Source organism: Pseudomonas sp. QC2 (genome assembly GCF_002859085.1).
In the GTDB taxonomy this organism is placed as follows: Bacteria; Pseudomonadota; Gammaproteobacteria; order Pseudomonadales; family Pseudomonadaceae; genus Aquipseudomonas; species Aquipseudomonas petroselini.
Genome location: NZ_PKKS01000011.1, coordinates 47,555 through 71,640 on the forward strand (window position 1 = coordinate 47,555; position 24,086 = coordinate 71,640).

Sequence of the window (24,086 nt, forward strand, 5' to 3'; positions counted from 1 at the left end):
ATCAAGAGAAGTCATGTTCAAGCGAAACACCAGAGCCCTGGGGGGCGCCGCCTTGTGCGGCGCCCTGCTGGTCAGCGGCTGCGCCAACCAGATGTCGCAACGCAGTGAGCACGAGGAGCGAGTCGAGCGTAAGTTGCTCGACCACAGCCTGCAGATCGATGTAGGCGAACCCAAAGTGCTGGAGCTGCCGCAACGCCGGGTACGCATTCACGAGCAAAAGACCTTCGAGGTCACTGAGTTCGAAGTCACCCGTCGCTACGATCGCTACACCCCTTACCAACCCTGGCGCAAACTCTATGAGATGCCCTTGGGCGCGGTCGCTTTGGTGGCGGGCGCGGGCGCCAACGTGGTGAACATCTTCGCCCTCGGCAACCTGCCGACCAGCATGACCCACGACTGGCTGACCTACGGTGTGGACGGTCTCAACCCGTTCATGAACGTGCAATCCCACGGCCGTGCGCAACAGAACCTGGCGGGCATCGATGAAGTCCAGCGCGACAAGCGTGTGGAGTATTCGAGCCTGCCCTGGAGCGAACGCCCGGTACAGGTCACTGCCGGCAAGCAAGTGCATGAGCTGACCACCGACCGCAACGGCGTGCTGCGCCTGAACCTGTTGGACAGCCCGTTTGCCGAGCAGGACTTGAACCGCGTCACGACCTTGAAGATCAGCGTGGAAGATGGCCAGGACGATGTGCATTCGGACTCGACCCTGGCGATCAGCAACACCCTGCGCGGCAAGTTGCTGGAAGCCCATGGCCTGATCTACGACGATCTGGAAGACGACGAAGTCAGCCAGTGGGTGCACCGCGTCAAGCGCCTGTCGGAGCTGGGCCTGGAAGAGGAAGCCAGCGAGCTGGAACAAAGCCTGATCGAACTGACCCGCAATGATCCCGAGTTGCAGCAGGAATTCCTGCAGGCACTGACCAAGGATGCGGGGCGGCTAGTCGCAGACCCTGGAGCACGCTGAGACGCTCGAAGTGTTGCAGAACAAATGTGGGAGGGGGCGTGCCCCCTTCCACATTTTGGTTCCGGGTTCCTACCAGGAGAACTCGAGCTGTTCGTTGCCGTTGCTCAGGTCCAGCAACCGCACACCAATCCCCAACAACCGCACCGGCTTCCCGCCACGATTGAACGCCTGGGTCAGCAGTTGCTGATAACTCTCCAGGTCCCGCCCGGCCCCCGCCTGTTCCAGGGTTGTCTGGGTAAAGTCATGAAACTTCACCTTAACGAACGGCTTGCCCGCACGGTAACTGCTGTCGATGCGCGCCATGCGTCCGGCCAGGGTTTCCATCAATTCGGGGAGTTTGGCCAGGCAGCTTGAGAGGTCAGGCAGGTCCACGTCGTAGGTATTTTCTACACTGATAGACTGCCGGCGACTGTCGTTCTGCACGACACGATCATCGATCCCACGGGCCAGGCTCCACAGCCGCTCGCCAAAACTGCCGAATTCGCGCACCAGCGCCAGCTTGTTCCATTCACGCAACTGCAAGCAGTCTTCTATGCCCAGGCGCGCGAGCTTGTCGGCGGTGACCTTGCCCACACCGTGCAACTTGCTCACTCGCAACTGCGAGACAAAGTCTTCGACCTGGTCCGGGGTAATCACGAACAACCCGTTGGGTTTCTTCCAGTCACTGGCGATCTTGGCCAGGAACTTGTTCGGCGCCACGCCTGCGGACACGGTGATGTGCAATTGGTTGGAGACGCGGCGGCGAATGTCCTGGGCGATACGCGTGGCGCTGCCGCCAAAATGCGGGCTGTCGGACACGTCCAGGTAGGCTTCATCCAGCGACAGCGGTTCGATCAGGTCGGTGTAATCGCGAAAGATCGTCTGGATTTCCTTCGACGCTTCCTTATAAGCATCCATGCGCGGCTTGACGATGGTCAGGTCCGGACACAGCTTCAAGGCATGGCGTGACGACATCGCTGAGCGCACCCCGTAGGCGCGTGCCTCGTAGTTGCAGGTAGCGATCACCCCGCGCCGGTCCGCCGAGCCGCCCACCGCCAACGGCTTTTGCGCCAGGCTCGGGTCATCGCGCATCTCGATGGCGGCGTAGAAGCAATCACAGTCGACGTGGATGATTTTGCGCTGCGTCATATAAACGGGGTGTGAACCTACGGGGCGCCAGTATCGCATTCACACCTGTATATAGCACCAGTAGTTTGAATCTTCCGCTTGAGCGGTAGGAAAATTCCAAGATGAATTTATTTTCTCAATCGAATTTCGCATCCCAATAGAGCTGAAACCCTCGGCCCGACTGGCCCAGAGCCTCATCCGGCGTCAGCGTGGAGAGCTAACCACTTGAACCACAAGCGCTTTTCTTCAATTCACAGGTTGACACACACGCGTTCCTCTGTAGAATGCCGACACACAGACGCGGGATGGAGCAGTCTGGTAGCTCGTCGGGCTCATAACCCGAAGGTCGTCGGTTCAAATCCGGCTCCCGCAACCAAACATCAAAAAAGGCTACTCGAAAGAGTGGCCTTTTTTGTGCGTGCTTTTTTTGTATCTGCTTTTTTGTAGTGAGCGGGCTTGCCCCGCGCTGGGGGGCAAGCCGCCCCAAACCAGGCGACTTGGTTTATCAGGCGCTCGGCGGTGTCTTTGTTGGGGCGGCTTCGCCACCCAGCGCGGGGCAAGCCCGCTCACTACAAAAGCGTTTTCTATCGCGTACTTAGGGTGACTGGCAGGTCAAATTACACTTATTTGACCCATCGGCCCATTAACGGTTGACACCTCGCCGCTGGGCTGTAGAATGCCGCCCACAGACGCGGGATGGAGCAGTCTGGTAGCTCGTCGGGCTCATAACCCGAAGGTCGTCGGTTCAAATCCGGCTCCCGCAACCAAACATCAAAAAAGGCTACTCGAAAGAGTGGCCTTTTTTGTATCCGGTAAAAAAGTTCTTCTGAAACAATGGCATGGCATCTTTCATGAAACCCCACACGGGTTGTAGAGTCCATGTCATTGCAAGCTATGCTGAATGCTCAAGCACTACCCTCTACGACCAATGGCCGCTGTCGCCGCCCCCGGTGATACGCGTTAATATTTGTAATTATTTTGTCCATAGGGATTGGTAACTTGGCTGGATACCTCCATCCTGTCGCGCACAATCCACGAGGTGATTGATGCGCGCCAACTCGTCTGAACCACAAGACACCGTCACAGCAGAACAACCGATCCCGCCAACGCGTTTGCGTTGGCTGGACCTGGTGAGCAAGTACCGGCAACCCATCGGGCTGGCCGTCACGTTGCTGCTGTTCGCCATCGCCTTGATCGCTTGCCGACACCTGCTGCTGGAGCTGGACCTTTACGCCCTCCACGACTCGATCCTGGAAGTGCCCAAGCCCGCCCTGCTCGGCGCATTTGCCGCGGCCGTCGCCGGCTTTGTGATCCTATTGGGCTACGAGTTTTCCGGTGCGCGCTATGCAGGGGTGAAGCTACCCGCCAAGACCCTGGCCCTGGGCGGCTTTACCGCGTTTGCCATTGGCAATGCGATTGGCCTGTCGATGCTCTCGGGCGGCTCGGTGCGTTACCGTTTATATGCACGCCATGGTATCGGGGCGTCGGAAGTTGCCCACATGACGGTGTTCGCCAGCCTGGCCCTGGGCTGCGCACTGCCGCCCCTTGCTGCACTGGCCACCTTGAGCAACCTGCCGGCGGCATCCACCTATCTGCATCTGCCGCAAAGCCTGCTCGGCGGCATCGCCGGCGCGGTGCTGCTGTTGTCGGTGGTGTTGTGCATCGGCATTTATCGCCGTCGCCTGCCGGAACAGCCCTACCCGGACAACCTGCTGGTCAAAGCCGGCCGTCGTACCCTGCGCCTGCCGGGTCGCCGCCTGACCTTCCTGCAACTGATCATCACCGCACTGGACGTCGCCGCTGCCGCCACCGTCCTTTATATGCTGCTGCCGGAAGCGCCGCCCTTCGGGCCCTTCCTGCTCGTGTACCTGCTGGCCCTGGCCGCCGGCGTGCTCAGCCATGTACCGGGCGGCGTGGGGGTATTCGAAGCGATCCTGCTGGCGGCCTTCGCCGATAAACTCGGTGCCGCGCCATTGGCTGCTGCCCTGCTGCTGTACCGCATGATCTATGTGGTGCTGCCGCTGCTGATCGCCTGCGTGTTCCTGCTGGTCAACGAAGCCCAGCGCCTGTTCCAGACCCAGCAAAGCCTGCGGGTCGCCTCGGGGCTGGCGGCGCCAGTACTGGCCGTACTGGTTTTTTTGTCCGGCGTGGTCCTGCTGTTTTCCGGCGCCACGCCCGAAATCGACTCACGCCTGGAAAACATCGGCTTCCTGATTCCCCACCGCCTGATTGACGCCTCGCACTTCGGCGCCAGCCTGATCGGCGTGCTCTGCCTGCTGCTGGCCCAGGGCCTGCGTCGACGCTTGTCAGCCGCCTGGATGCTGACCATGGTGCTGCTGCTGGTGGGCGCCCTGCTCTCGCTGCTCAAAGGCTTCGATTGGGAAGAAGCCAGCCTGATGACCATGACCGCCATCCTGCTGGCAATCTTCCGCCGCTCGTTCTACCGCGCCAGCCGCCTCACCGAGCTGCCCTTCTCGCCGCTGTACCTGGTCGCCAGTGTCTGCGTGCTGGGAGCCTCGATCTGGCTGCTGCTGTTCGCTTACCAAGACGTCCCTTACAGCCACCAGCTGTGGTGGCAGTTCACCCTGGACGCCAACGCCCCACGCGGCTTGCGCTCGCTGCTGGGCGCCGCCGTGCTGCTGGTGATCGTGTCGCTCACCTGGCTGCTGCGCACCGCGCGCCCGGTGATCCACCTGCCGACCCCCGACGAACTGGAGCGCGCCAGCAAGATCCTGATGGCCTCGTCCCAGCCCGACGGCGGCCTGGCGCTGACCGGTGACAAGGCGCTGCTGTTCCATCCCAATGATGAAGCTTTCCTCATGTACGCCCGTCGCGGGCGCAGCCTGGTAGCCTTGTACGACCCAATCGGCCCGACCCAGCCCCGCGCCGAAATGATCTGGCAGTTCCGCGACCTGTGCGACATCCACCACGCGCGCCCGGTGTTCTACCAGGTCCGCGCGGAGAACCTGCCGTACTACATGGACATCGGCCTCACCGCGATCAAGCTGGGCGAAGAAGCCCGCGTCGACCTGAAACGCTTTGACCTGGAAGCCAAGGGCAAAGAGATGAAGGACCTGCGCTACACCTGGAACCGCGGCACCCGGGACGGTCTGTCCCTGGAGATCTTTGAACCGGGCACGGCGCCGATGGATGAGCTCAAGGTCATCTCCGATGCCTGGCTGACCGGCAAGAACGTGCGGGAAAAAGGCTTTTCCCTGGGGCGTTTCAGCGACGACTACCTCAAGCACTTCCGCATTGCGATCATTCGCTTCGAAGGGCGCCCGGTGGCCTTCGCCAACCTGCTCGAGACCTACAACCATGACCTGGCCAGTCTCGACCTGATGCGCGCCCACCCGGACGCGCCCAAGCTGACCATGGAGTTCATGATGGTCGGCCTGATTCAACACTATAAGAGTCACGGCTACGCGCGCTTCAGCCTCGGCATGGTGCCGTTGTCGGGCCTGCAACCACGCCGCGGCGCCCCGCTGACCCAACGCCTGGGCTCGATGGTGTTCCGACGTGGCGAGCAACTGTATAACTTCCAAGGTTTGCGCCGCTTCAAAGACAAGTTCCAGCCTGACTGGGAACCCCGTTACATGGCCGTGCCCGCAGGACTTGATCCGCTGGTGGCACTGGCCGATACCGCCGCCCTGATCGCGGGCGGCTTGACTGGATTGGTGAAACGCTGATGATTCGACGTTCCTGGCGGTATGTATTGGCCTTTGTAGTGCTGCTCGCCCTGATCCTGGGTGGCGGCTATTGGTACTGGAACCGCCCTGCCCCGCAGCCGACCCTGGAGCAACTGCCCCAGGCCGACGGTTCGGTGATGACCCGCGTGACCCCGTACGGCACGCCCAAGGCCCGTGTGGCCGTGGCCGTGATGGCCGATGAAACCCTGACGGACAGCCAACTGATTGCCTTGAGCCAAGGCGGCAAGGCGCAGATTGTCCAGGTGATCCTGCCCAAGGACGATTGCAAGCTGCAGGAACAAGCCCTGCAAAGCGCCCTGGGCCAGCTCAAGGGCCCGGCGACGCTGGTCAGCGGCATCGGCCCTGGCGCAAGCCTGGCCTGGCGCTGGCTGGCGGCACAGAGCGACGACAAGGCCAACGCCATCTCCGTCGGTTTCGCCATGACCCAGCCAGGCTGCAACGACCCTTTGCCAAAAACCTCAGCCCACGGCAATTGGCTGGTGGCCTGGAACGACAACCCTGAGGATGATGCCGCCAGTTTCGTACGCGATACCCCACGTGCCACGACCAGCATCAGCGACTACGACATTCATTACCCGCAAGTGCTGAACAACGAGCTGCGCAAGCAACTGGTGGGCTCGGACAACGGCGGCCTGGCGATTCCAGTGGTTGAAGTCCCGGCGGGCCAAGCCAAGGACACCGTCACCCTGTTCCTCTCCGGCGACGGCGGCTGGCGTGACCTGGACCGCGACGTGGCCGGTGAAATGGCCAAGATCGGCTACCCGGTGGTGGGCATCGACACCCTGCGCTACTACTGGCAGCACAAGAGCCCGGAACAAAGCGCCAAGGACCTCACCGAGCTGATGCAGCACTACCGGCAGAAGTGGGGCACCAAGCGCTTCGTGCTGACCGGTTACTCGTTCGGCGCCGATGTACTGCCGGCCATCTACAACCGCCTGCCGGAAAACGAGCAACAGCGCGTGGACGCGATCATCCTGCTGGCATTTGCGCGCACTGGCAGCTTCGAGATTGAAGTGGAAGGTTGGCTGGGCAACGCAGGCAAAGAAGCCGCCACCGGCCCGGAAATGGCCAAGCTGCCGCCTGAGAAAGTGGTGTGCATCTACGGTGCGGAAGAAGTCGACGAGAGCGGCTGCACGGACAAGACCGCCGTGGGTGAAGCCTTGAAGTTGCCAGGTGGGCATCACTTCGACGAGAACTACCCGGCGCTGGCCAAGCGTTTGGTGGACATCATTGTGAAGCACCAGGCCAAGGACAAAGCCGAGTAATTTCTGCCATACGCAAAACCAAATGTGGGAGGGGGCTTGCTCCCGATAGCGGTGGGTCAGCCAAAGATCAGTTGGCTGGTCTACTGCCATCGGGAGCAAGCCCCCTCCCACATTGGCTTTGTGGTGTTGCTTAGATCTAGCGTGGCTCGATGTGCGCGATCATCAGTTGCACGGTTTCATTCCCGCGAAACTCGTTCACATCCAGCTTATAGGCCAGCTCCACCCAACGCACCGTCGGGTTCGGCCAGACCTCACGGTCCACCCCAAACGCAATGCCGTCGAGCTTCACCGACCCGCATTCGCTCTTGAGCACCACTTTCAGGTGCCGCTCGCCCACCACGCGCTGTTCCACCAACTGAAACACCCCGTGAAACAACGGCTCGGGAAAGTGTTGCCCCCAAGGGCCCGCGTGCCGCAATGCGCGGGCCAGTTCCAGGTGAAACTCTTCCACTGCCAGAGTACCGTCGGACAGCAGGCGCCCGGTCAGGTCTTCTTCGCGCAGCTGCCGACGCACTTCGGCATCAAAGGCCTCGGCAAACAGCGGGAAGTTTTCCTCGGGCAGCGTCAAACCGGCCGCCATGGCATGGCCGCCGTATTTGGCGATCAGGTGGGGATGCTGGCTGGCGACCACCGCCAGCGCATCGCGGATATGAAACCCCGGCACAGAGCGCCCTGAGCCCTTGAGCAGGCCATCTCCGGCATCAGCGAAGGCGATGGTCGGGCGGAAATAGCGCTCTTTCATGCGCGAGGCGAGAATGCCGATCACGCCTTGGTGCCATTCCGGGTCGAACAGGCACAGCCCGTAGGGCATCGACTCCACCGGCAAGTCCTTGAGCTGGGCCAGGGCCTCGCGCTGCATGCCTTGCTCGATGGATTTACGGTCCTGGTTCATGCCGTCCAGTTGCGCGGCCATTTCACGCGCGGCGGAAACGTCGGTGGTGAGCAGGCATTCGATGCCCAGGCTCATGTCATCCAGGCGCCCGGCGGCATTCAGGCGCGGCCCGAGGATAAAGCCCAGGTCGGTGGAGGTGATACGTGCCGCGTCGCGCTTGGCCACTTCAAGGATCGCCTTGATCCCCGGCCGTGCGCGACCGGCGCGGATGCGCTCCAGGCCCTGATGCACCAGGATGCGGTTGTTGGCGTCCAAGGGCACTACGTCGGCCACACTGCCCAGGGCCACCAGGTCGAGCAGTTCGCCGATGTTGGGTTGAGGCTTATGCTCGTACCAGCCCAAGCTGCGCAGGCGCGCCCGCAGGGCCATCAGCACGTAGAAGATCACGCCCACACCGGCCAGCGCCTTGCTCGGGAACTCACAGCCCGGCTGGTTCGGGTTGACAATGGCATCCGCCGCCGGCAATTCATCGCCAGGCAAATGGTGGTCAGTCACCAGCACCTTCAGCCCGGCCGCTTTCGCCGCCGCCACGCCTTCGACGCTGGAGATACCGTTGTCCACAGTGATCAGCAACTGCGGCTCGCGCTGCAGCGCGACTGCGACGATTTCCGGGGTCAGGCCGTAGCCATACTCGAAGCGGTTGGGCACCAGGTAATCGACATGGGCGGCGCCGAGCAAGCGCAGACCCAAGGTGCCTACGGTGCTGGCAGTGGCGCCGTCGGCGTCGAAGTCGCCGACGATGAGGATACGCTGGCGCTGTTCCAACGCGGTCACCAGCAAGTCCACCGCTGCGTCGATGCCCTTGAGCCGCTGATAGGGAATCAACCGCGCCAGGCTTTTGTCCAGCTCGGCTTCGGACTGCACCCCGCGCGCGGCGTAGAGACGGGTCAACAGCGGTGGCAAGTCACCGAGAAACGGCAGGACGGCAGGCAACGGGCGAGGATCGATACGCATGGGGCGACGGGAGCTTCTCTTTGATAAAACGGTTAAACAACAAGGCTACAAACGACACAGGTCATTGTGGGAGGGGGCTTGCTCCCGATTACGGTGTATCAGTCAATGGGGTGCTGACTGAACGCCGCGATCGGGAGCAAGCCCCCTCCCACCGTTTCAACCGCGTTCGCCGACCAGCCATTGCAGTTGGACTTCATGCTGGCCACGGTCGTCGGTGACGAAAATCGTGCCTTCGCTGATCATCACGTCCCACTTGATAACGCGAGGCATGTCCTTGGCCAGCGTCTCGAGGACTTCCTGGGGCACGGCGGCGATGTGCACGTTTTTCAGGTTATTCGCCACAGGCACCACCTTGCCTTCCCACACCCGCAGGCTGCCGTAGGCCAGCAGGCTGGTGCGTTCGGTGCGGCGCGAGCACCAGGTGAGGCGGTCGGCATCCGGCTGGCCGACTTCAATCCAGTGCAAAACCCGGTCATCCAGGCTTTTTTCCCACAGGGCTGGCTCGTCTACATCTGACAGGCCACGACCGAATGCCAACTGCTCGTTGTACCAGAGGGCGTAGGCCAGCAGACGTACGGTCATGCGCTCTTCGGTTTCCGAAGGGTGGCGGGCGATGGTCTGTTTAACGCTCTCGTACACCGAGCGGTCAAGGTCGGTGAGGTTGAGTTCGAATTTGTAGGTCGTGGACGGCTGGGCCATGAACGGACTTCTAGAGACAGGGAAAGGCGGCCAGTCTAACCGATGGCGAGGCCATTCAACGAATCCTGCGCTGCATCATCCTTATCCCTGGGCCGCTCGCCTATGTTAAAAGGCATCACACCACCGCCCCGCGCAGACAAGGATCCTCATGTCGTTTAATGCCAAACCGCTTGCCGGCCTGAAAGTCATCGAACTCGGCACCCTGATCGCCGGCCCGTTCGCCTCACGTATCTGCGCGGAATTCGGCGCCGAGGTGATCAAGGTCGAATCGCCGGACGGCGGCGACCCGCTGCGCAAATGGCGCAAGCTGTACGAAGGCACGTCGCTGTGGTGGTTTGTACAGGCGCGCAACAAGCAATCGCTGACGCTGAACCTCAAGCATCCGGACGGCCTGGCCATCCTCAAACAGCTGTTGGCCAACGCCGACATCCTGATCGAGAACTTCCGCCCCGGCGTGCTGGAGAAACTCGGCCTGAGTTGGGAAACCCTGCACGCCCTCAACCCCAAGCTGGTGATGGTGCGCCTCTCCGGCTTTGGCCAGACCGGGCCAATGAAAGACCAGCCAGGGTTTGGTGCGGTGGGTGAATCCATGGGCGGCTTGCGCTATATCACCGGGTTCGAAGACCGCCCGCCGGTGCGTACCGGCATTTCTATCGGCGATTCGATTGCCGCGTTGTGGGCGGTGATCGGCGCGCTGATGGCGCTGCGTCATCGCGAAGTCAACGGTGGCCTGGGCCAGGTGGTCGATGTGGCGCTGTATGAAGCCATCTTCGCCATGATGGAAAGCATGATCCCGGAGTTCGACGTGTTCGGCTTTATTCGCGAACGCACCGGCAACATCATGCCCGGTATTACGCCCTCCTCGATCCACACCAGCGCCGACGGCAAGCATGTGCAGATTGGCGCCAACGGGGACGCGATCTTCAAGCGCTTCATGTCAGCCATTGGCCGTGAGGACTTGGCCAACGATCCCTCGCTTGCCAGCAATGACGGACGCGACAGCCGTCGCGATGAGCTGTATGGGGTGATTGATCGCTGGGTGAACTCACTGCCGCTGGATCAGGTGGTGGAGCGGCTGAATAAAGCCGAAGTGCCTGCCAGCCGCATCTACAGTGCCGAGGACATGCTGGGCGACCCACAATTCCTTGCCAGGGAGATGTTCCTCAAGGCCCAGCTTCCCGACGGCAAGGCGTTCAAGATGCCGGGCATCGTGCCCAAGCTGTCGGACACGCCGGGCAGCTGTGAATGGGTGGGGCCACAGTTGGGTGAACATAACAGCACGGTGCTGGGCAGCCTGGGTTATGACGCGGCCGCGATTGTGCGTTTACGCGAGGACGGCGCGATCTGATGGCTCGTCGGCTTATTCAGCTAGGCCTCAGCGTCATGCTCGCCTGCGGCTGGCCCCTGCCGGCCAGCGCTGAAGACACGCTGATCTGGCTAGTGCGTGACTTGCCACCTTTGACCATTTTCGAAGGCCCGCGCAAAGGCCAGGGCGCGCTGGATCAACTATTGCCGATACTGATCGAGCGCCTGCCGGAATACCGGCATCAGGTGCTGCACGTCAACCGCGCTCGGGGCACGCAAATGTTGAGTGAACCCTCATTCACCTGCGATCCATCGCTGCTGTGGACGCCGGAACGGGCCAAGTACGTGGTGTTTTCTCGCCAGGCGTTCGTTACCCCCAGCAATGGCATCGCGATACGGCGCAGCCAACAGGACGCCATGGCGCCGTTCATCGTGGACGGCGAGTTCGACCTGCAGGCTTTTCTCGACGCCCGTGGAACGCGGGTGGGTGCCACGGCGGAGCGCAGCTACGGCCCGGTGATCGATGAGCAGCTTAAACACGCCGATGTACACACAGTGGCGCTTCATTACGGCAACGACGCCCTTGGCAGCTTGTTGCAAATGCAGCGCCGGGGACGGCTGGAAGCGGTGTTGGGGTATTGGCCGGAAATCCGCTATCACGCGCTGCAACAGAGGATTGCTTCGGACGACCTGAGCTTTTATCCGATCAAAGGCTCAATGCCCTACCAACGTACGCATATCGCCTGTTCGGATACCGCCCAGGGGCGTCGTGCCATTGAACGAATCGACCAGGTGCTGCGCGACATACCACAGGAACAGGTGCAGCAGTCCTATGCTGCTTGGCTGGATCCGGTCATGCGCGAACAATACCTGCGCGACAACCCGCGCTTTTTCCAGGACTCACCCGAACCGTGACAAATCGCAGGCAAAAAGAAACCCCGAAGGGTGGGGAGACACCTCGGGGTTAAACGTGGCCTACAAAGACCAGTACAGCAAGGCACAAACACCGGAGCACAATGTTTGCTCTTGCTGTTACGAAATCTGACCGGCCACGTTGTAGGAAGTTTCCACAGTTAAACAATTCTTCATGCGACGGCGGGGCTGCGCGTCTGGGCAGCATTGCGCAAGGCTGCAATGACCGACGGTTCCAGGCGCCCTTCGGCAATCTTGAGGTCGCGCAACAGGCAATCCACCACATCCACCAGCACGCGCTTGTCCATCAGTTGCGCACGATCGACTTCACGCTCGACCACGATAGCGCCAGCAGGATTCTTCACCGTCACCAGGCACTCGCCCTGCACACCAGAGGTGGTCAGCGTAACCTGATAAGGGCTCAGTGCTTCTTCGAGCAATAGGCTGATACTTTCCATCTCGATCACCACTCAATAGTTCGGGAACAATCGTTTCAACGGGAGCTGCATCTATCCTAAGTGACTGTTTGTGACGTAGGAAAGTTCGCTTTATCGTCTTTATGGGGCCGTCAGGGGGTGACGGATTCCAGCATGCGCTTGCAACATGACAACCAAAAAACGGACGCACACAAGTGCTTACGCAATGGTGGGCCGTTTTGAGGTTTGCCGAAGGCTCGGACCAGAGGTGAATCCTATACTCGGTGAGCGCCGGTGGCTCCGCCACGCAGATAAACGCGCAGGTCAGAAGGCCCTTGTTGATTGCGAAGGATAAAGACGATGCTGGAACACGATAAAGAGCAAGCTGCGTTAGAGAAGATTCACGCCGACATATCACGCATTTATGCGGAGCAACGCAAACTCACTGCTGAGACACACAAGATAACCCGTGAGAATTTCTGGTATCCCTTAGGGGTCGTCATGGCCATGTTTACAGCGTTCAGCACCGTATTGGCCATCGTGCAGAAACTGCTCACCTAGTCGCTTGCGCCAAGTGGGGCCTGCCAAAACAAAAAACGCCGCTGACCCAAGGAAGGGAAAGCGGCGTTTTTGTCTACGCGGTGTGCGTTACAGCGGCTTACCCCGGTTGCCGTGCTGGCTCACAAACGCCTGCACAGCCTTCAGGTCATTGGCCAATACGGTGCAACGCTCTTCACGCTCGAACAGGTTTGCCAGGTGCACCGGCAATTCCAGTGCCTTGGCAACCCCGGCCTTCTCCACCGCTTCCGGGAATTTCACCGGGTGCGCGGTGCCGAGTATCACCATCGGGATGTCCAGGCTGCGACGGCATTCGCGCGCGGCCTTCACACCGATGGCGGTGTGCGGGTCGAGCAGCTCGCCGGTCTGGGCGTAGACTTCAGCGATGGTTTCGCAGGTCTGTGCGTCGTCCACGGCCAGCGAGTCGAACAGCTTGCGGGTTTCTGTCCAGCGCTCTTCGTCAACGCTGAAACCGCCACCGCTCTTGAAGGTGTCCATCAAGCCGGCAATCGCCGCGCCGTTGCGGCCGTGCATGTCGAACAGCAGGCGCTCGAAGTTCGAAGAAACCATGATGTCCATCGACGGCGACAGGGTCGCGTGCAGGGTTTCCTTGACGTACTGGTTGCCGCTCATGAAGCGGTGCAGGATGTCATTGCGGTTGGTGGCGACGATCAACTGGTTGATCGGCAGGCCCATGTTGCGCGCCAGGTAACCGGCGAAGATGTCGCCGAAGTTGCCGGTTGGCACCGAGAACGACACCGAACGCGCCGGCCCGCCCAACTGCAGGGAGGCATGGAAGTAGTAGACGATCTGGGCCATGATCCGCGCCCAGTTGATCGAGTTCACCGCCACCAGGCGCGTGCCTTTCAGGAAGCTCTGGTCGGCGAAGCTGTTCTTGACCATTTCCTGGCAGTCATCGAAGTTGCCTTCGATGGCGATGTTGTGGATGTTCTCGCCAAAAATGGTGGTCATCTGGCGACGCTGCACTTCCGACACGCGCTTGTGCGGGTGCAAGATGAAGATGTCGACGTTTTCGCAGTGCTTGCAGCCTTCGATGGCGGCCGAACCAGTGTCACCGGAGGTGGCGCCAATGATCACCACGCGCTCACCGCGCTTCTCCAGCACATAATCCAGCAAACGACCGAGCAGTTGCAGGGCGAAGTCCTTGAACGCCAGGGTCGGACCGTGGAACAGTTCAAGCACCCACTCGTTGCCATTCAGCTGGCGCAGAGGCGCGATGGCGCTGTGGGAAAACACGCCGTAGGTCTCTTCCAGAATCTTTTTAAAGTCCGCATCGGGAATGCTGCCGGTGACGAACGGGCGCATCACCCGGAAGGCCAGCTCGTGGTATGGCAGGCCGGCCCACGAAGCGATTTCTTCCTGGGTGAAGCGTGGCAGGTTTTCCGGCACATACAGGCCGCCGTCAGTGGCAAGGCCTGCCAGCAAGACATCTTCGAAATTCAGGGCCGGTGCCTGGCCGCGGGTGCTGATATAACGCATGACTGGCTCCTCTAGAGCATTCTTGAACAAGGGCCGCCGAACCTGCGGGGCCCTTGCAACAAAACCATTAGTTCAGGTGTTCGACGCGAATCCGCACCACCGGCCCGACGACGCCCTGCAGGGCTTCCAGCGCGGCGATAGCATCGTTGATGTGCTGTTCGAGCACGCGGTGAGTCAGCAGGATCATCGGCACCTGGCCGTTTTGCTCCTCGACTTCCTTCTGCATGATCGACTCGATGTTGATGCCGCGCTCCGACAGGATGCTGGCGACCTGGGCCAACACGCCCGGATGGTCTTGGGCCTGGATGCGCAGGTAGTAGGCGCTTTCGCAGGCTTCGATCGGCAGGATCGGGTGGGCCGACAGCGAATCCGGCTGGAAGGCCAGGTGCGGCACGCGGTTTTCCGGGTCGCTGGTCATGGCGCGGACCACGTCCACCAGGTCGGCGATCACCGACGAAGCGGTCGGCTCCATGCCGGCACCGGCGCCGTAGAACAGCGTCGAACCCGCGGCATCACCGTTGACCATCACCGCGTTCATCACGCCATTGACGTTGGCGATCAGGCGGTCGGCCGGGATCAGCGTCGGGTGTACACGCAACTCGATACCGGCCGGTGTGCTGCGCGCCACGCCCAGGTGCTTGATGCGATAACCCAAGGCTTCGGCGTAGTTCACGTCGGCGGTGGTCAGCTTGGTGATGCCTTCGGTGTAGGCCTTGTCGAACTGCAGCGGGATACCAAAGGCAATGGACGCCAGGATGGTCAGTTTGTGCGCCGCGTCGATGCCTTCCACGTCAAACGTCGGGTCGGCTTCGGCATAACCCAGGGCCTGGGCTTCGGCCAGCACGTCTTCGAAGGTACGGCCCTTCTCGCGCATTTCGGTGAGGATGAAGTTACCGGTGCCGTTGATGATGCCGGCGACCCAGTTGATACGGTTGGCGGACAGGCCTTCACGGATCGCCTTGATCACCGGGATGCCACCGGCCACGGCGGCTTCGAACGCCACGATCACGCCCTTCTCGCGCGCCTTGGCGAAGATCTCGTTACCGTGCACGGCGATCAGCGCCTTGTTGGCGGTGACCACGTGCTTGCCGTTCTCGATGGCCTTGAGCACCAGCTCGCGGGCCACGGTGTAGCCACCGACCAGCTCGATGACGATATCGATTTCAGGGTTGGTGGCAACGGCGAAGACATCGTTGGTAATCGCAATACCGGTCGTTTGGAACTGAGGCTTTGGCGAACGCGTGGCAATTTGCGCCACTTCAATCCCGCGGCCTGCGCGACGGGAAATTTCTTCAGCATTACGCTGAAGTACGTTGAAGGTGCCGCCACCGACGGTCCCTAACCCACAGATGCCTACTTTGACCGGTTTCACTGAAGAACTCCCCATGAAACGGCCGACGCTAGGTCGGCCGTGGAAAACAGCCGCACAACTGCGGCTTTCAATTAATGGCCCGTCGACTTAGCCACGGGCCATGATCGTCAAAGGTTCGACGATGCTGGTTTATTTGGCACTCAGCGCCAGTTTGGCAACTTGTGGTGCCGGCTGGTAGCCCGGAATCACCTGGCCGTCAGCCAAAACGATGGCCGGTGTACCGTTCACGCCAATGGACTGGCCCAGGGCGAACTGCTTGGAAACCGGGTTGGCGCATTTGGCCGCCTTGATTTCCTTGCCGTCGACCATCTTGTCCATGGCCGCCTTCTTGTCGGCTGAGCACCATACGGCTTGCAACTGCTCGTCACCCGGCGAACCCAGGCCCTGGCGCGGGAACGCTACATAGCGTACTTCCACGCCCAGCTTGTTCAGCGCAGGCACTTCGGCGTGAAGCTTGTGGCAGTACGGGCAGGTGGTGTCGGTGAACACGGTGATGTGCGTCTTGGTCTCGCCGATGGCCGGGTACACCACGGTTTCAGCCACCGGGATGCCGTTGATCAGCTTGGACACGCCCAGGCGCTCGGCCTTCTCGGTCAGGTTGACCGGCTTGCCGTCCTTCAACTGGAACAGGTAGCCCTGCACGATGTACTGGCCGTCGGCACTGGCGTACAGCACGCGGCTGCCCTTGAGCTTGACTTCGTACAGGCCGGCCATCGGGCTGGCGCTGATGCTTTCGATCGGCGTGTCGAGCTCCAAGTTGGCCAGGCTCTTGCGAATGGTCTGCTCGGCCGCGTCATCGGCGACAACAAAGGTGGAAACCAACGCAATGGCTGCGGCGGCAATAATCTGGGTCAAGCGCATGGGAACTCCTGAAGGCAGATGCAAGGACGGGTGCAGGTACGCCGATATGAAACCCGGGTGTGGGCCGTCCCCTTTGCTAACCGGCAAAGCCTACCACAGTTGGGCCGCAGGGCAGCCCGTGGCGGGATAAAATGGCGGTTTTCACCCCCGCGGGTGGTGCTTGGCGTGCATATCCTGCAAGCGCGCGCGCGCCACGTGGGTGTAGATCTGGGTTGTGGATAAGTCGCTGTGCCCGAGGAGCATTTGCACCACCCGCAAATCGGCGCCGTGGTTGAGCAAATGGGTGGCGAATGCATGCCGCAGGGTATGGGGCGACAGGGCCTTGCCGATTCCAGCGACCTTGGCCTGGTGCTTGATGCGATGCCAGAAGGTCTGGCGAGTCATCTGCTCGCCGCGCAAGCTGGGGAACAGCACATCACTGGGGCGCCCGCCCAGCAGTTCGCCACGCGCATCGCGCATATAGCGCTCCACCCACACAATCGCCTCCTCACCCATCGGCACCAGCCGCTCCTTGCTGCCCTTGCCCATTACTCGCAGCACGCCCTGGCGCAGGTTCACTTGCTCCAGGGTCAGGCTGATCAGCTCGGTCACCCGCAGCCCGCAGGCATACAACACTTCGAGCATGGCGCGGTCACGCTGGCCGATGGCTTCGCTCAGGTCAGGGGCGGCGAGCAAGGCATCCACGTCGGCTTCCGACAGGGACTTGGGCAATGGCCTACCGAGTTGCGGCATCTCGACTTGCAGGGTGGGGTCGAGGGCGATCAGTTTTTCTCGCAGCAGATAGCGATAAAACCCACGCACACCCGAGAGGAATCGCGCCGTGGAGCGCGGCTTGTAGTTCTGCTCCAGGCGCCAGGCCAGGTGATCGAGGATCAGCTCGCGGCCGGCGTTGATCAGTTCGAGGTTTTTCTCCTGCAACCAGCCATTGAACAGCGCCAGGTCGCTGCGATAAGCCTGGCGAGTGTTGTCCGACAGGCCTTTTTCCAGCCAGAGGGCGTCGAGGAAGCGGTCGATCAGGGGGTGGTCAATGGCGGGCATGGGGGCTCAGGCAAAATTATGTGGCGTCTGTCAGATCCTATCGCAGGCAAGCCCGCTCCCACAGTGGATCATCGTCGGTCACAACATGGGGGGCAGGCAACACAGCCTGCGATAGCCGTAGGTAGATACACAACACTGTAGTGAGCGGGCTTGCCCCGCGCCGTGCTGCGAAGCGGCCCCAATAAAAGCACTGCCGCGCTCCAGATAGAGCCAATTCGCCTGGTTTGGGGCCGCTTCGCAGCCCAGCGCGGGGCAAGCCCGCTCACTACAAAGAGGTGTAGCCATCCAGGCTGTGTCAGCGGCGAATAGTTAACAAATTTCAGGCACAAAAAAGCAGCCCGTAGGCTGCTTTTTTCTGCATCGGGAAGCTGGACTTAAGCCAGTTTTTCCTTGATGCGAGCTGCTTTACCGGACAGGTCACGCAGGTAGTACAGCTTGGCTTTACGTACGTCACCGCGACGCTTGACGGCCATGCTGTCGATTTGCGGGCTGTAGGTCTGGAAAGTACGCTCTACGCCAACACCGTTGGAGATTTTACGAACAGTGAAAGCACTGTTCACACCACGGTTACGCTTGGCGATTACCACGCCTTCGAACGCTTGCAGACGCGAACGGTCGCCTTCCTTCACTTTCACCTGAACGACAATAGTGTCGCCCGGGGCAAAGGTAGGGATCTCTTTGGTCATCTGCTCTGCTTCGAGTGCAAGGATGATTTTGTTAGTCATGCTGTGCTCCTAAGGTAAGTCAATGGACCTACCATCGATACGTTGTTAACTATCGTCCCGCGCGAGGATGTATTCCTCGAGCAGCTTCTTCTCTTCTCCAGAAAGCGAGCGGCTTTCCAGAAGATCGGCGCGTCGTTCATAGGTCCGACCAAGGGACTGCTGTAAACGCCAACGCCGGATGTGTGCGTGATTGCCACTTAGCAATACGTCGGGAACACGCTGATCCGCATACACCTCCGGACGGGTGTAGTGCGGGCAATCCAGCAAACCATCCGTGAAGGAATCTTCCTCCGCGGAGTCCGCATGCCCTAAAGCTCCAGGCAGCAGTCGTGTAACCGCATCTATCAGGACCATCGCCGGCAGCTCACCGCCAGACAGGACATAGTCCCCAATCGACCACTCTTCATCGACATGAGCCTCAATAAAGCGCTCGTCAATGCCTTCATAGCGACCGGCAATCAGGATCAGTGCTTCCTCATTCGCCAGTTCGCGCACCCCAGCCTGTTTCAGCTGGCGGCCTTGAGGGGACAGGTAAATTACCTTCGCCTTCTCCCCGGCGGCGGCCTTGGCCTGAGCCAACGCGTCTTCCAGGGGCTTGATCTTCATCACCATGCCCGGGCCACCGCCAAATGGGCGATCGTCCACAGTGTGATGTCGATCCGTCGTGTAGTCTCGCGGGTTCCAACAGGTAAGCTGCAACAGCCCCTGTTTCACCGCCCGACTGGTGATGCCGTACTCGCTGATGGCGGAGAACATCTCGGGAAACAAACTGATCACTTCAATGCGCAAATTAGCCACGCTTAGAAGTCCGCGTCCCATTCCACCTTCATCTCGCCTGCTTCCAGGTCGACAGCAAACACGCATTGCTTCGTATAAGGCAACAGGCGTTCGCGATCATCCAGGCTGCCAGCGCAAGGCTTGACCACCATTACATCATTGGCGCCGGTTTCCAGAAGATGATCGATTTTCCCGAACAATTGCCCGAGTTGATCAATAACCTTCAGACCTTCCAGCTGGTACCAGTAGTACTCGCCGTCGGTCAATTCAGGGAACAGGTTGCGCGGCACGCAGATCTCATAACCGGCCAGAAGACGAGCTTCTTCACGGTCATCAAGACCCTTGAGCTTTGCGACCAGGAACTTATCGCTCCCGCGTCCACTGACCAGCTCGACCTGTTTCACACTACCTTCGCGCTTGAGCGTCCAGGTCTTGTACTGCAACAGGTTTTCAGTCGGATCAGTAAAGGAATACACCTTCACTTCGCCGCGAACGCCATGAACAGAGTAAATCTTGCCGATAACGATCAAATCATCAGCAACAGCTGGCGTCGCGTTCATATTGCTCAGGCTGCGGCCTTAGCCGAGTCCTTCAACAGTTTTGCAACGCGCTCGGATGGCTGTGCACCCACGCTCAGCCAGTAGGCTACGCGCTCTTGGTTCACGGACAGACGAACTTCTTGACCACGAGCAACAGGGTTGAAGAAACCAACCTGTTCCTTGTGCGAACCGTCGCGCGGGTTGCGGCTGTCGGTTACGGTCAAGTGGTAAAACGGGCGCTTTTTGGAGCCGCCAAGGGCAAGACGGATTGTTAGCATGTGAACATCGTTCCTGTAGTCGGTGCTGCAAATCTAAATGCACAGCGGGCATAGGTGCCCGAAAGGCCGCATATTCTAAGGAATATCCGGACTTTTGCAAATGTCTTTTTCTGGCGCCTATCAGCGTGCCATTCAGATCTGCTATAGAGCCGTCGATTAAAACGGCGAGTCAGCGCCCGCCAACGGCGGGTTTGCTGGAGATCCCACATCCCTGTGGGTCGGAGCAGGAGCCGGGCTCCCGCTCGAATACTTTACATTTTAGGCATGCCACCGCCGGGCAACATACCGCCCATGCCGCGCATCATCTTGGCCATTCCGCCTTTTGCGGAGAACTTCTTCATCATCTTCTGCATCTGCTTGTGCTGCTTGATCAAGCGACCGATGTCCTGCACCTGCGTGCCGGAACCCATGGCGATCCGACGTTTGCGCGAACCGCTGATCAGCTCAGGGTCGCGGCGCTCGGCCGGGGTCATGGAGTTGATGATGGCTTCCATCTGCTTGAACTGCTTCTCTGCCGCGCCCTGGGCATTGCCCATTTGCGCCAGGTTCACACCGCCGATGTTCGGCAGTTTGTCCATCAAGCCGCCGAGGCCGCCCATGTTCTTCATTTGTTGCAGCTGGTCGCGGAAGTCTTCGAGGTCGAAGCCCTTGCCCTTCTTCAGCTTCTTGGCCAGCTTATCGGCCTTGTCCTTGTCGAGGGTCGCTTCGGCCTGTTCGATCAGGCTGAGCACGTCGCCCATGCCGAGGATGCGCGAGGCGATACGCTCCGGGTGGAACGGCTCGAGCGCGTCGCTCTTCTCGCCCATACCGATGAACTTGATCGGCTTGCCGGTGATGGCACGCACCGACAGCGCGGCACCGCCACGAGCATCGCCGTCGACCTTGGTCAGGATCACGCCGGTCAGTGGCAGTGCGTCGCCGAAGGCCTTGGCGGTGTTGGCCGCATCCTGGCCGGTCATGGCGTCGACCACGAACAGCGTCTCGACCGGGTTGATCGCGGCATGCAGCGCCTTGATCTCGCCCATCATCTCTTCGTCGATGTGCAGGCGACCGGCGGTATCGACGATGACCACGTCGATGAACTTGAGCTTGGCTTCTTTAATAGCGGCGTTGGCGATGTCGACCGGCTTCTGGCTCAGGTCGGACGGGAAGAAGGTCACGCCCACTTCGCCCGCGAGCATTTCCAACTGCTTGATGGCCGCTGGACGGTAGACGTCGGCCGACACCACCATCACGGACTTTTTCTTGCGCTCTTTAAGGAAGCGCGCCAGCTTGCCGGCGGTGGTGGTCTTACCCGCACCCTGCAGACCCGCCATCAGCACGACGGCCGGTGGCACGGCGCTGAGGTTCAAGTCTTCGTTGGCCGCGCCCATCAGGCTTTCGAGTTCGGCCTGGACGATCTTCACAAACGCCTGGCCCGGGGTCAGGCTGCGGGACACTTCGGTGCCCACTGCGCGCTCTTTGACCGAGTTGACGAAGTCCTTTACCACCGGCAAGGCGACGTCGGCTTCCAGCAACGCCATGCGCACTTCGCGCAGGGTGTCTTTAATATTGTCCTCGGTCAGCTTGGCCTTGCCGGTTACGTGGCGCAGCGTCTGCGAGAGACGGTCAGTCAAGTTTTCAAACATGCGCGATCCTTTCAGGCCCTATTCATCGAAATGCATTGGTAGACCGAGGTAATGGCGGCCCAGGCTGCGGTAAATCGCTATTAAAAACAGCGCTCGGCGAGCCTGCGGCGTGGGCAGGTCGCGGATTATAGCGAAGACTGCGCCCATGCACACCCGCTGTCTGGTCCGGGAGTCTTTCGTGTTACGCAGGGGTATGCCAAACTCAGCGCCTTTCGGGCCTGCTTAACAGGATTTATGCTCCCTTTGTCACCCAGTTTGCTACCCAGCCTCGCCGCCGCCATTTTGTATGCCGCTGCGACTTTCTATCAGGGCACTCGTCTGGCCCAAGGCACCAAGGCGGACAAACGCCTGCTGGTGGGCCTTGGCGTCCTCGCCCTGCTGGCTCACGCTGCCAGTTTGTTTACCCACCTGATGACGCCCGTCGGCCTGGGCCTGGATTTTTTCAGCGCCGCCAGCCTGATTGCCGCCGCCGTCATCGCACTGACCCTGATGGCCTGCTATCGGATTCCCGTCGAGAACCTGCTGGTGCTGTTATTCCCGCTGGGCGTGCTGACGGTGCTGCTGGCGCAATTCGCGCCCACCGGCACGGTGCAGGTGATTGATGAAGAACCGGGCATCCTCGCGCACATCCTGCTGTCGATCCTGGCCTACGGCATGTTCACCATCGCGGTGTTCCAGGCCCTGCTCCTGCTGTTGCAGGACCACCAGCTCAAGCACAAGCACCCCTCCGGGCTGATCAAGAACTTCCCGCCGTTGCAAACCATGGAAAGCCTGCTGTTCGGCTTCCTGTGGGCCGGCTGGACGCTGCTGTCGTTGTCGTTGATCTCCGGCTGGCTGTTTGTCGAAAACCTGTTCGCCCAGCACCTTGTGCACAAAACCCTGCTGGCGTGCCTGGCCTGGGTGGTGTTCAGCGTCTTGCTGTGGGGCCGCAACCGCCTCGGCTGGCGCGGGCACAAGGCGATCCGCTGGACGCTGGCCGGTTTCTGCCTGCTGATGCTGGCCTATTTCGGCAGCAAGCTGGTTCGCGAATACATCCTGCATATCTGACGGGCAGCAAAAATGGACAACTTGCCCCTGGGGCCGATGCTCGCGGTAATTGCCTTGCTGCTGTTATGGGCGGCACTGTTTACCGCCATCGAGGCCGCGCAACAACACCTGCTGGCCCTGCGCCCCGGAACGCGCCAGGGTGACAAGGCCGCCGCTCGCCTGAACTTCCCGCGCCATAGCCTGATCCTGTGCAACAGCCTGTGCCGCGCGGCGGTGGTGATCCTCTGCACGCTGCTGGCGATCTACGCCTGGGCGCAGAATGGCCCGTGGCTCGGCTGGCTGATCTCCTGTGCCCTGCTGCTGATCCTCGCCGACTACTTGCCGCGCACTCTGGCCACTCGCCACCCTCAAGCGGTGCTGGGCTTTGGCAATACGCTGCTGGGCGTCCCGCTGAAAATCCTCTACCCCCTGGCCTGGCTGCTCAATGGCATCAGCCTGTTGCTGCTGCGCCCGTTCGCACGCACATCCGGCGTGGTGAAAAAGAGCGACGAACCGCAGCCCGACCACGACGATGAACCGGAACCGGAGGCCGACGAAAACCGTACCCCCGGCATGCCAGGCATCCACGCCCTGGACAACATCACGGTCAACGACATCCTGGTGCCCCGCAGCGAAGTGGACGGCATCAACCTGGATGACTCGGTCGAAGAGATCATCGAGCAACTGCGCACCTCCGAGCGCACCCGCCTGCCGGTGTTCCACAGTGATATCAACCAAGTCCAGGCCGTACTCAACACGCGGCAGATCCAGCACCTGCTGCCTGACGCCAGCCTGACCAAAGAAGCGTTGCTGGCGGCTTGCCACGAACCCTACTTCGTCCCCGAAAGCACGCCCCTGCAACTGCAATTGCTGAATTTCCACAAGCAACAGCGACGCCTGGGCATGGTGGTGGACGAGTACGGCGAAGTGCTGGGCATTGTCACCCTGGAAGATATCCTCGAAGAAATCGTCGGCGAATTCGAAAGCGAGCAGAGTGCAGACAACCCGCATATCGAAGCGCAACCGGATGGCCGCTATATCATCGACGGCGCCGCCTCGATCCGCGAACTGAACAAGAGCCTGAACTGGCACCTGCCCAGTGATGGCCCCAAGACCCTCAACGGCCTGGTCACCGAAGCCCTGGAGACCATCCCGGACTGCGCGGTGTGCCTGAAAATCGGCCGCTACCGCCTGGAAATCCTCGAGACCGAAGACAACCGGGTGAGCAAGGTGCTGATCTGGCACACCAGCAAAATGCCCGTCGCCGCTTAGTTTCCAGACAAAACACAATCAAATGTGGGAGGGGGCTTGCCCCCGATGGCCGAGTGTCAGTCACTGCATCAGGTGACTGATACTCTGCTATCGGGGGCAAGCCGAATCGTCTCACTGCTCCCCACATTTTGACTTGTTGTCTGTTCAAACCCCTTCCTATAATCCCTGCGGCTTATCCAAGCCCCGCCCGACCGCGTGCTACCCGCACCCAACGCGTCCAGGCACCGCTTTATCGTGTCTGACCGGTGTTCGCTCCCATCCCGAGCCACCCCGCGTACACCCCTG

The 24,086-nt window shown here is 60.7% G+C and carries 21 protein-coding genes and 2 tRNA genes; 10 read left to right on the forward strand and 13 right to left on the reverse strand.

Annotated elements, in window-relative coordinates; genetic code table 11:
* Nucleotides 1–13 precede the first annotated feature (13 nt).
* Nucleotides 14–967, forward strand: coding sequence for a hypothetical protein (locus QCBJ_RS11305; protein WP_015885686.1), 954 nt, complete (start codon nucleotides 14–16; stop codon nucleotides 965–967).
* A gap of 69 nt (nucleotides 968–1,036) precedes the next feature.
* Here QCBJ_RS11305 and dinB read toward each other — a convergent pair whose 3' ends face one another.
* Nucleotides 1,037–2,095, reverse strand: coding sequence for a DNA polymerase IV (gene dinB, locus QCBJ_RS11310; RefSeq protein WP_064054577.1), 1,059 nt, complete (start codon nucleotides 2,093–2,095; stop codon nucleotides 1,037–1,039).
* Nucleotides 2,096–2,373: 278 nt separating this feature from the next.
* Between dinB and QCBJ_RS11315 the strand changes: the two genes are divergently transcribed.
* The 4 genes from QCBJ_RS11315 to QCBJ_RS11330 all read left to right on the forward strand — a co-directional run bounded on the left by QCBJ_RS11315 (nucleotide 2,374) and on the right by QCBJ_RS11330 (nucleotide 7,049).
* A tRNA-Met gene (locus QCBJ_RS11315) sits at nucleotides 2,374–2,450 on the forward strand.
* A 314-nt stretch (nucleotides 2,451–2,764) separates the two neighbouring features.
* Nucleotides 2,765–2,841 (forward strand) — tRNA-Met (locus QCBJ_RS11320).
* A gap of 279 nt (nucleotides 2,842–3,120) precedes the next feature.
* Nucleotides 3,121–5,763 (forward strand): bifunctional lysylphosphatidylglycerol flippase/synthetase MprF, encoded by a 2,643-nt coding sequence (mprF, locus tag QCBJ_RS11325; RefSeq protein ID WP_015885688.1) that lies wholly within the window; start codon nucleotides 3,121–3,123, stop codon nucleotides 5,761–5,763.
* Nucleotides 5,763–7,049: a virulence factor family protein gene (locus QCBJ_RS11330; protein WP_046035253.1), complete on the forward strand. Its 1,287-nt coding sequence runs from the start codon at nucleotides 5,763–5,765 to the stop codon at nucleotides 7,047–7,049. The genes mprF and QCBJ_RS11330 overlap by 1 nt, the downstream gene beginning before the upstream one ends.
* 136 nt (nucleotides 7,050–7,185) lie before the next feature.
* Here QCBJ_RS11330 and recJ read toward each other — a convergent pair whose 3' ends face one another.
* Both recJ and QCBJ_RS11340 read right to left on the reverse strand, forming a co-directional pair.
* Complete coding sequence (gene recJ / locus QCBJ_RS11335) at nucleotides 7,186–8,895, reverse strand: single-stranded-DNA-specific exonuclease RecJ (protein WP_102060843.1); 1,710 nt, start codon at nucleotides 8,893–8,895, stop codon at nucleotides 7,186–7,188.
* 156 nt (nucleotides 8,896–9,051) lie between these two features.
* Nucleotides 9,052–9,594 (reverse strand): YaeQ family protein, encoded by a 543-nt coding sequence (locus QCBJ_RS11340; protein ID WP_003193952.1) that lies wholly within the window; start codon nucleotides 9,592–9,594, stop codon nucleotides 9,052–9,054.
* 148 nt (nucleotides 9,595–9,742) lie between these two features.
* Between QCBJ_RS11340 and QCBJ_RS11345 the strand changes: the two genes are divergently transcribed.
* Both QCBJ_RS11345 and QCBJ_RS11350 read left to right on the forward strand, forming a co-directional pair.
* Nucleotides 9,743–10,942, forward strand: coding sequence for a CaiB/BaiF CoA-transferase family protein (locus QCBJ_RS11345; RefSeq protein ID WP_015885691.1), 1,200 nt, complete (start codon nucleotides 9,743–9,745; stop codon nucleotides 10,940–10,942).
* Nucleotides 10,942–11,814 carry a TIGR02285 family protein gene (locus QCBJ_RS11350; RefSeq protein WP_102060844.1) on the forward strand — a complete coding sequence of 291 codons (873 nt, stop codon included), beginning with the start codon at nucleotides 10,942–10,944 and terminating at the stop codon, nucleotides 11,812–11,814. The genes QCBJ_RS11345 and QCBJ_RS11350 overlap by 1 nt, the downstream gene beginning before the upstream one ends.
* A 170-nt stretch (nucleotides 11,815–11,984) precedes the next feature.
* Here QCBJ_RS11350 and QCBJ_RS11355 read toward each other — a convergent pair whose 3' ends face one another.
* The gene (locus tag QCBJ_RS11355) at nucleotides 11,985–12,269 is read right to left on the reverse strand and encodes a DUF3509 domain-containing protein (RefSeq protein WP_043205838.1); all 285 of its coding nucleotides are present in this window, start codon (nucleotides 12,267–12,269) and stop codon (nucleotides 11,985–11,987) included.
* Nucleotides 12,270–12,587: 318 nt separating this feature from the next.
* On the opposite strand from QCBJ_RS11355, the gene QCBJ_RS11360 reads away from it, so the two are divergent.
* Nucleotides 12,588–12,788 (forward strand): hypothetical protein, encoded by a 201-nt coding sequence (locus QCBJ_RS11360; protein ID WP_043205840.1) that lies wholly within the window; start codon nucleotides 12,588–12,590, stop codon nucleotides 12,786–12,788.
* Nucleotides 12,789–12,875: 87 nt separating this feature from the next.
* Here the strand turns inward: QCBJ_RS11360 and thrC are convergent, their stop codons facing one another.
* The 9 genes from thrC to ffh all read right to left on the reverse strand — a co-directional run bounded on the left by thrC (nucleotide 12,876) and on the right by ffh (nucleotide 21,503).
* Complete coding sequence (gene thrC, locus QCBJ_RS11365; RefSeq protein WP_102060845.1) at nucleotides 12,876–14,285, reverse strand: threonine synthase; 1,410 nt, start codon at nucleotides 14,283–14,285, stop codon at nucleotides 12,876–12,878.
* Nucleotides 14,286–14,352: 67 nt separating this feature from the next.
* On the reverse strand, nucleotides 14,353–15,657 hold the full coding sequence (locus QCBJ_RS11370) for a homoserine dehydrogenase (RefSeq protein WP_025854832.1): 1,305 nt from the start codon (nucleotides 15,655–15,657) through the stop codon (nucleotides 14,353–14,355).
* 129 nt (nucleotides 15,658–15,786) lie between these two features.
* Complete coding sequence (locus QCBJ_RS11375) at nucleotides 15,787–16,518, reverse strand: thioredoxin fold domain-containing protein (protein ID WP_015885696.1); 732 nt, start codon at nucleotides 16,516–16,518, stop codon at nucleotides 15,787–15,789.
* Between the two features lie 141 nt (nucleotides 16,519–16,659).
* The gene (gene xerD, locus QCBJ_RS11380; RefSeq protein WP_015885697.1) at nucleotides 16,660–17,556 is read right to left on the reverse strand and encodes a site-specific tyrosine recombinase XerD; all 897 of its coding nucleotides are present in this window, start codon (nucleotides 17,554–17,556) and stop codon (nucleotides 16,660–16,662) included.
* A 374-nt stretch (nucleotides 17,557–17,930) separates the two neighbouring features.
* A complete protein-coding gene (rplS, locus tag QCBJ_RS11385) occupies nucleotides 17,931–18,281 on the reverse strand; it encodes a 50S ribosomal protein L19 (RefSeq protein WP_003175895.1) in 351 nt (116 codons plus the stop codon).
* Between the two features lie 45 nt (nucleotides 18,282–18,326).
* Nucleotides 18,327–19,100 carry a tRNA (guanosine(37)-N1)-methyltransferase TrmD gene (trmD, locus tag QCBJ_RS11390; RefSeq protein WP_173390389.1) on the reverse strand — a complete coding sequence of 258 codons (774 nt, stop codon included), beginning with the start codon at nucleotides 19,098–19,100 and terminating at the stop codon, nucleotides 18,327–18,329.
* Nucleotides 19,082–19,618 carry a ribosome maturation factor RimM gene (rimM, locus tag QCBJ_RS11395; RefSeq protein ID WP_102060846.1) on the reverse strand — a complete coding sequence of 179 codons (537 nt, stop codon included), beginning with the start codon at nucleotides 19,616–19,618 and terminating at the stop codon, nucleotides 19,082–19,084. Before rimM ends, trmD begins: the two co-directional genes overlap by 19 nt.
* 5 nt (nucleotides 19,619–19,623) lie before the next feature.
* Nucleotides 19,624–19,875: a 30S ribosomal protein S16 gene (gene rpsP / locus QCBJ_RS11400; RefSeq protein ID WP_003175899.1), complete on the reverse strand. Its 252-nt coding sequence runs from the start codon at nucleotides 19,873–19,875 to the stop codon at nucleotides 19,624–19,626.
* A 251-nt stretch (nucleotides 19,876–20,126) separates the two neighbouring features.
* Nucleotides 20,127–21,503: a signal recognition particle protein gene (gene ffh / locus QCBJ_RS11405; RefSeq protein WP_010207982.1), complete on the reverse strand. Its 1,377-nt coding sequence runs from the start codon at nucleotides 21,501–21,503 to the stop codon at nucleotides 20,127–20,129.
* Nucleotides 21,504–21,737: 234 nt separating this feature from the next.
* Between ffh and QCBJ_RS11410 the strand changes: the two genes are divergently transcribed.
* On the forward strand, nucleotides 21,738–22,550 hold the full coding sequence (locus QCBJ_RS11410; RefSeq protein ID WP_015885700.1) for an inner membrane protein YpjD: 813 nt from the start codon (nucleotides 21,738–21,740) through the stop codon (nucleotides 22,548–22,550).
* A 12-nt stretch (nucleotides 22,551–22,562) separates the two neighbouring features.
* On the forward strand, nucleotides 22,563–23,801 hold the full coding sequence (locus QCBJ_RS11415) for a transporter associated domain-containing protein (RefSeq protein WP_015885701.1): 1,239 nt from the start codon (nucleotides 22,563–22,565) through the stop codon (nucleotides 23,799–23,801).
* The last annotated feature ends 285 nt before the right edge of the window (nucleotides 23,802–24,086 follow it).

Bases quoted from the DNA above. Each gene is read 5' to 3' on its own strand.
- QCBJ_RS11305 (WP_015885686.1), top strand. From the start codon at position 14: ATGTTCAAGCGAAACACCAGAGCCCTGGGGGGCGCCGCCTTGTGCGGC.
- dinB (WP_064054577.1), bottom strand. From the start codon at position 2,095: ATGACGCAGCGCAAAATCATCCACGTCGACTGTGATTGCTTCTACGCC.
- mprF (WP_015885688.1), top strand. From the start codon at position 3,121: ATGCGCGCCAACTCGTCTGAACCACAAGACACCGTCACAGCAGAACAA.
- QCBJ_RS11330 (WP_046035253.1), top strand. From the start codon at position 5,763: ATGATTCGACGTTCCTGGCGGTATGTATTGGCCTTTGTAGTGCTGCTC.
- recJ (WP_102060843.1), bottom strand. From the start codon at position 8,895: ATGCGTATCGATCCTCGCCCGTTGCCTGCCGTCCTGCCGTTTCTCGGT.
- QCBJ_RS11340 (WP_003193952.1), bottom strand. From the start codon at position 9,594: ATGGCCCAGCCGTCCACGACCTACAAATTCGAACTCAACCTCACCGAC.
- QCBJ_RS11345 (WP_015885691.1), top strand. From the start codon at position 9,743: ATGTCGTTTAATGCCAAACCGCTTGCCGGCCTGAAAGTCATCGAACTC.
- QCBJ_RS11350 (WP_102060844.1), top strand. From the start codon at position 10,942: ATGGCTCGTCGGCTTATTCAGCTAGGCCTCAGCGTCATGCTCGCCTGC.
- QCBJ_RS11355 (WP_043205838.1), bottom strand. From the start codon at position 12,269: ATGGAAAGTATCAGCCTATTGCTCGAAGAAGCACTGAGCCCTTATCAG.
- QCBJ_RS11360 (WP_043205840.1), top strand. From the start codon at position 12,588: ATGCTGGAACACGATAAAGAGCAAGCTGCGTTAGAGAAGATTCACGCC.
- thrC (WP_102060845.1), bottom strand. From the start codon at position 14,285: ATGCGTTATATCAGCACCCGCGGCCAGGCACCGGCCCTGAATTTCGAA.
- QCBJ_RS11375 (WP_015885696.1), bottom strand. From the start codon at position 16,518: ATGCGCTTGACCCAGATTATTGCCGCCGCAGCCATTGCGTTGGTTTCC.
- xerD (WP_015885697.1), bottom strand. From the start codon at position 17,556: ATGCCCGCCATTGACCACCCCCTGATCGACCGCTTCCTCGACGCCCTC.
- rplS (WP_003175895.1), bottom strand. From the start codon at position 18,281: ATGACTAACAAAATCATCCTTGCACTCGAAGCAGAGCAGATGACCAAA.
- trmD (WP_173390389.1), bottom strand. From the start codon at position 19,100: ATGGGACGCGGACTTCTAAGCGTGGCTAATTTGCGCATTGAAGTGATC.
- rimM (WP_102060846.1), bottom strand. From the start codon at position 19,618: ATGAACGCGACGCCAGCTGTTGCTGATGATTTGATCGTTATCGGCAAG.
- rpsP (WP_003175899.1), bottom strand. From the start codon at position 19,875: ATGCTAACAATCCGTCTTGCCCTTGGCGGCTCCAAAAAGCGCCCGTTT.
- ffh (WP_010207982.1), bottom strand. From the start codon at position 21,503: ATGTTTGAAAACTTGACTGACCGTCTCTCGCAGACGCTGCGCCACGTA.
- QCBJ_RS11410 (WP_015885700.1), top strand. From the start codon at position 21,738: ATGCTCCCTTTGTCACCCAGTTTGCTACCCAGCCTCGCCGCCGCCATT.
- QCBJ_RS11415 (WP_015885701.1), top strand. From the start codon at position 22,563: ATGGACAACTTGCCCCTGGGGCCGATGCTCGCGGTAATTGCCTTGCTG.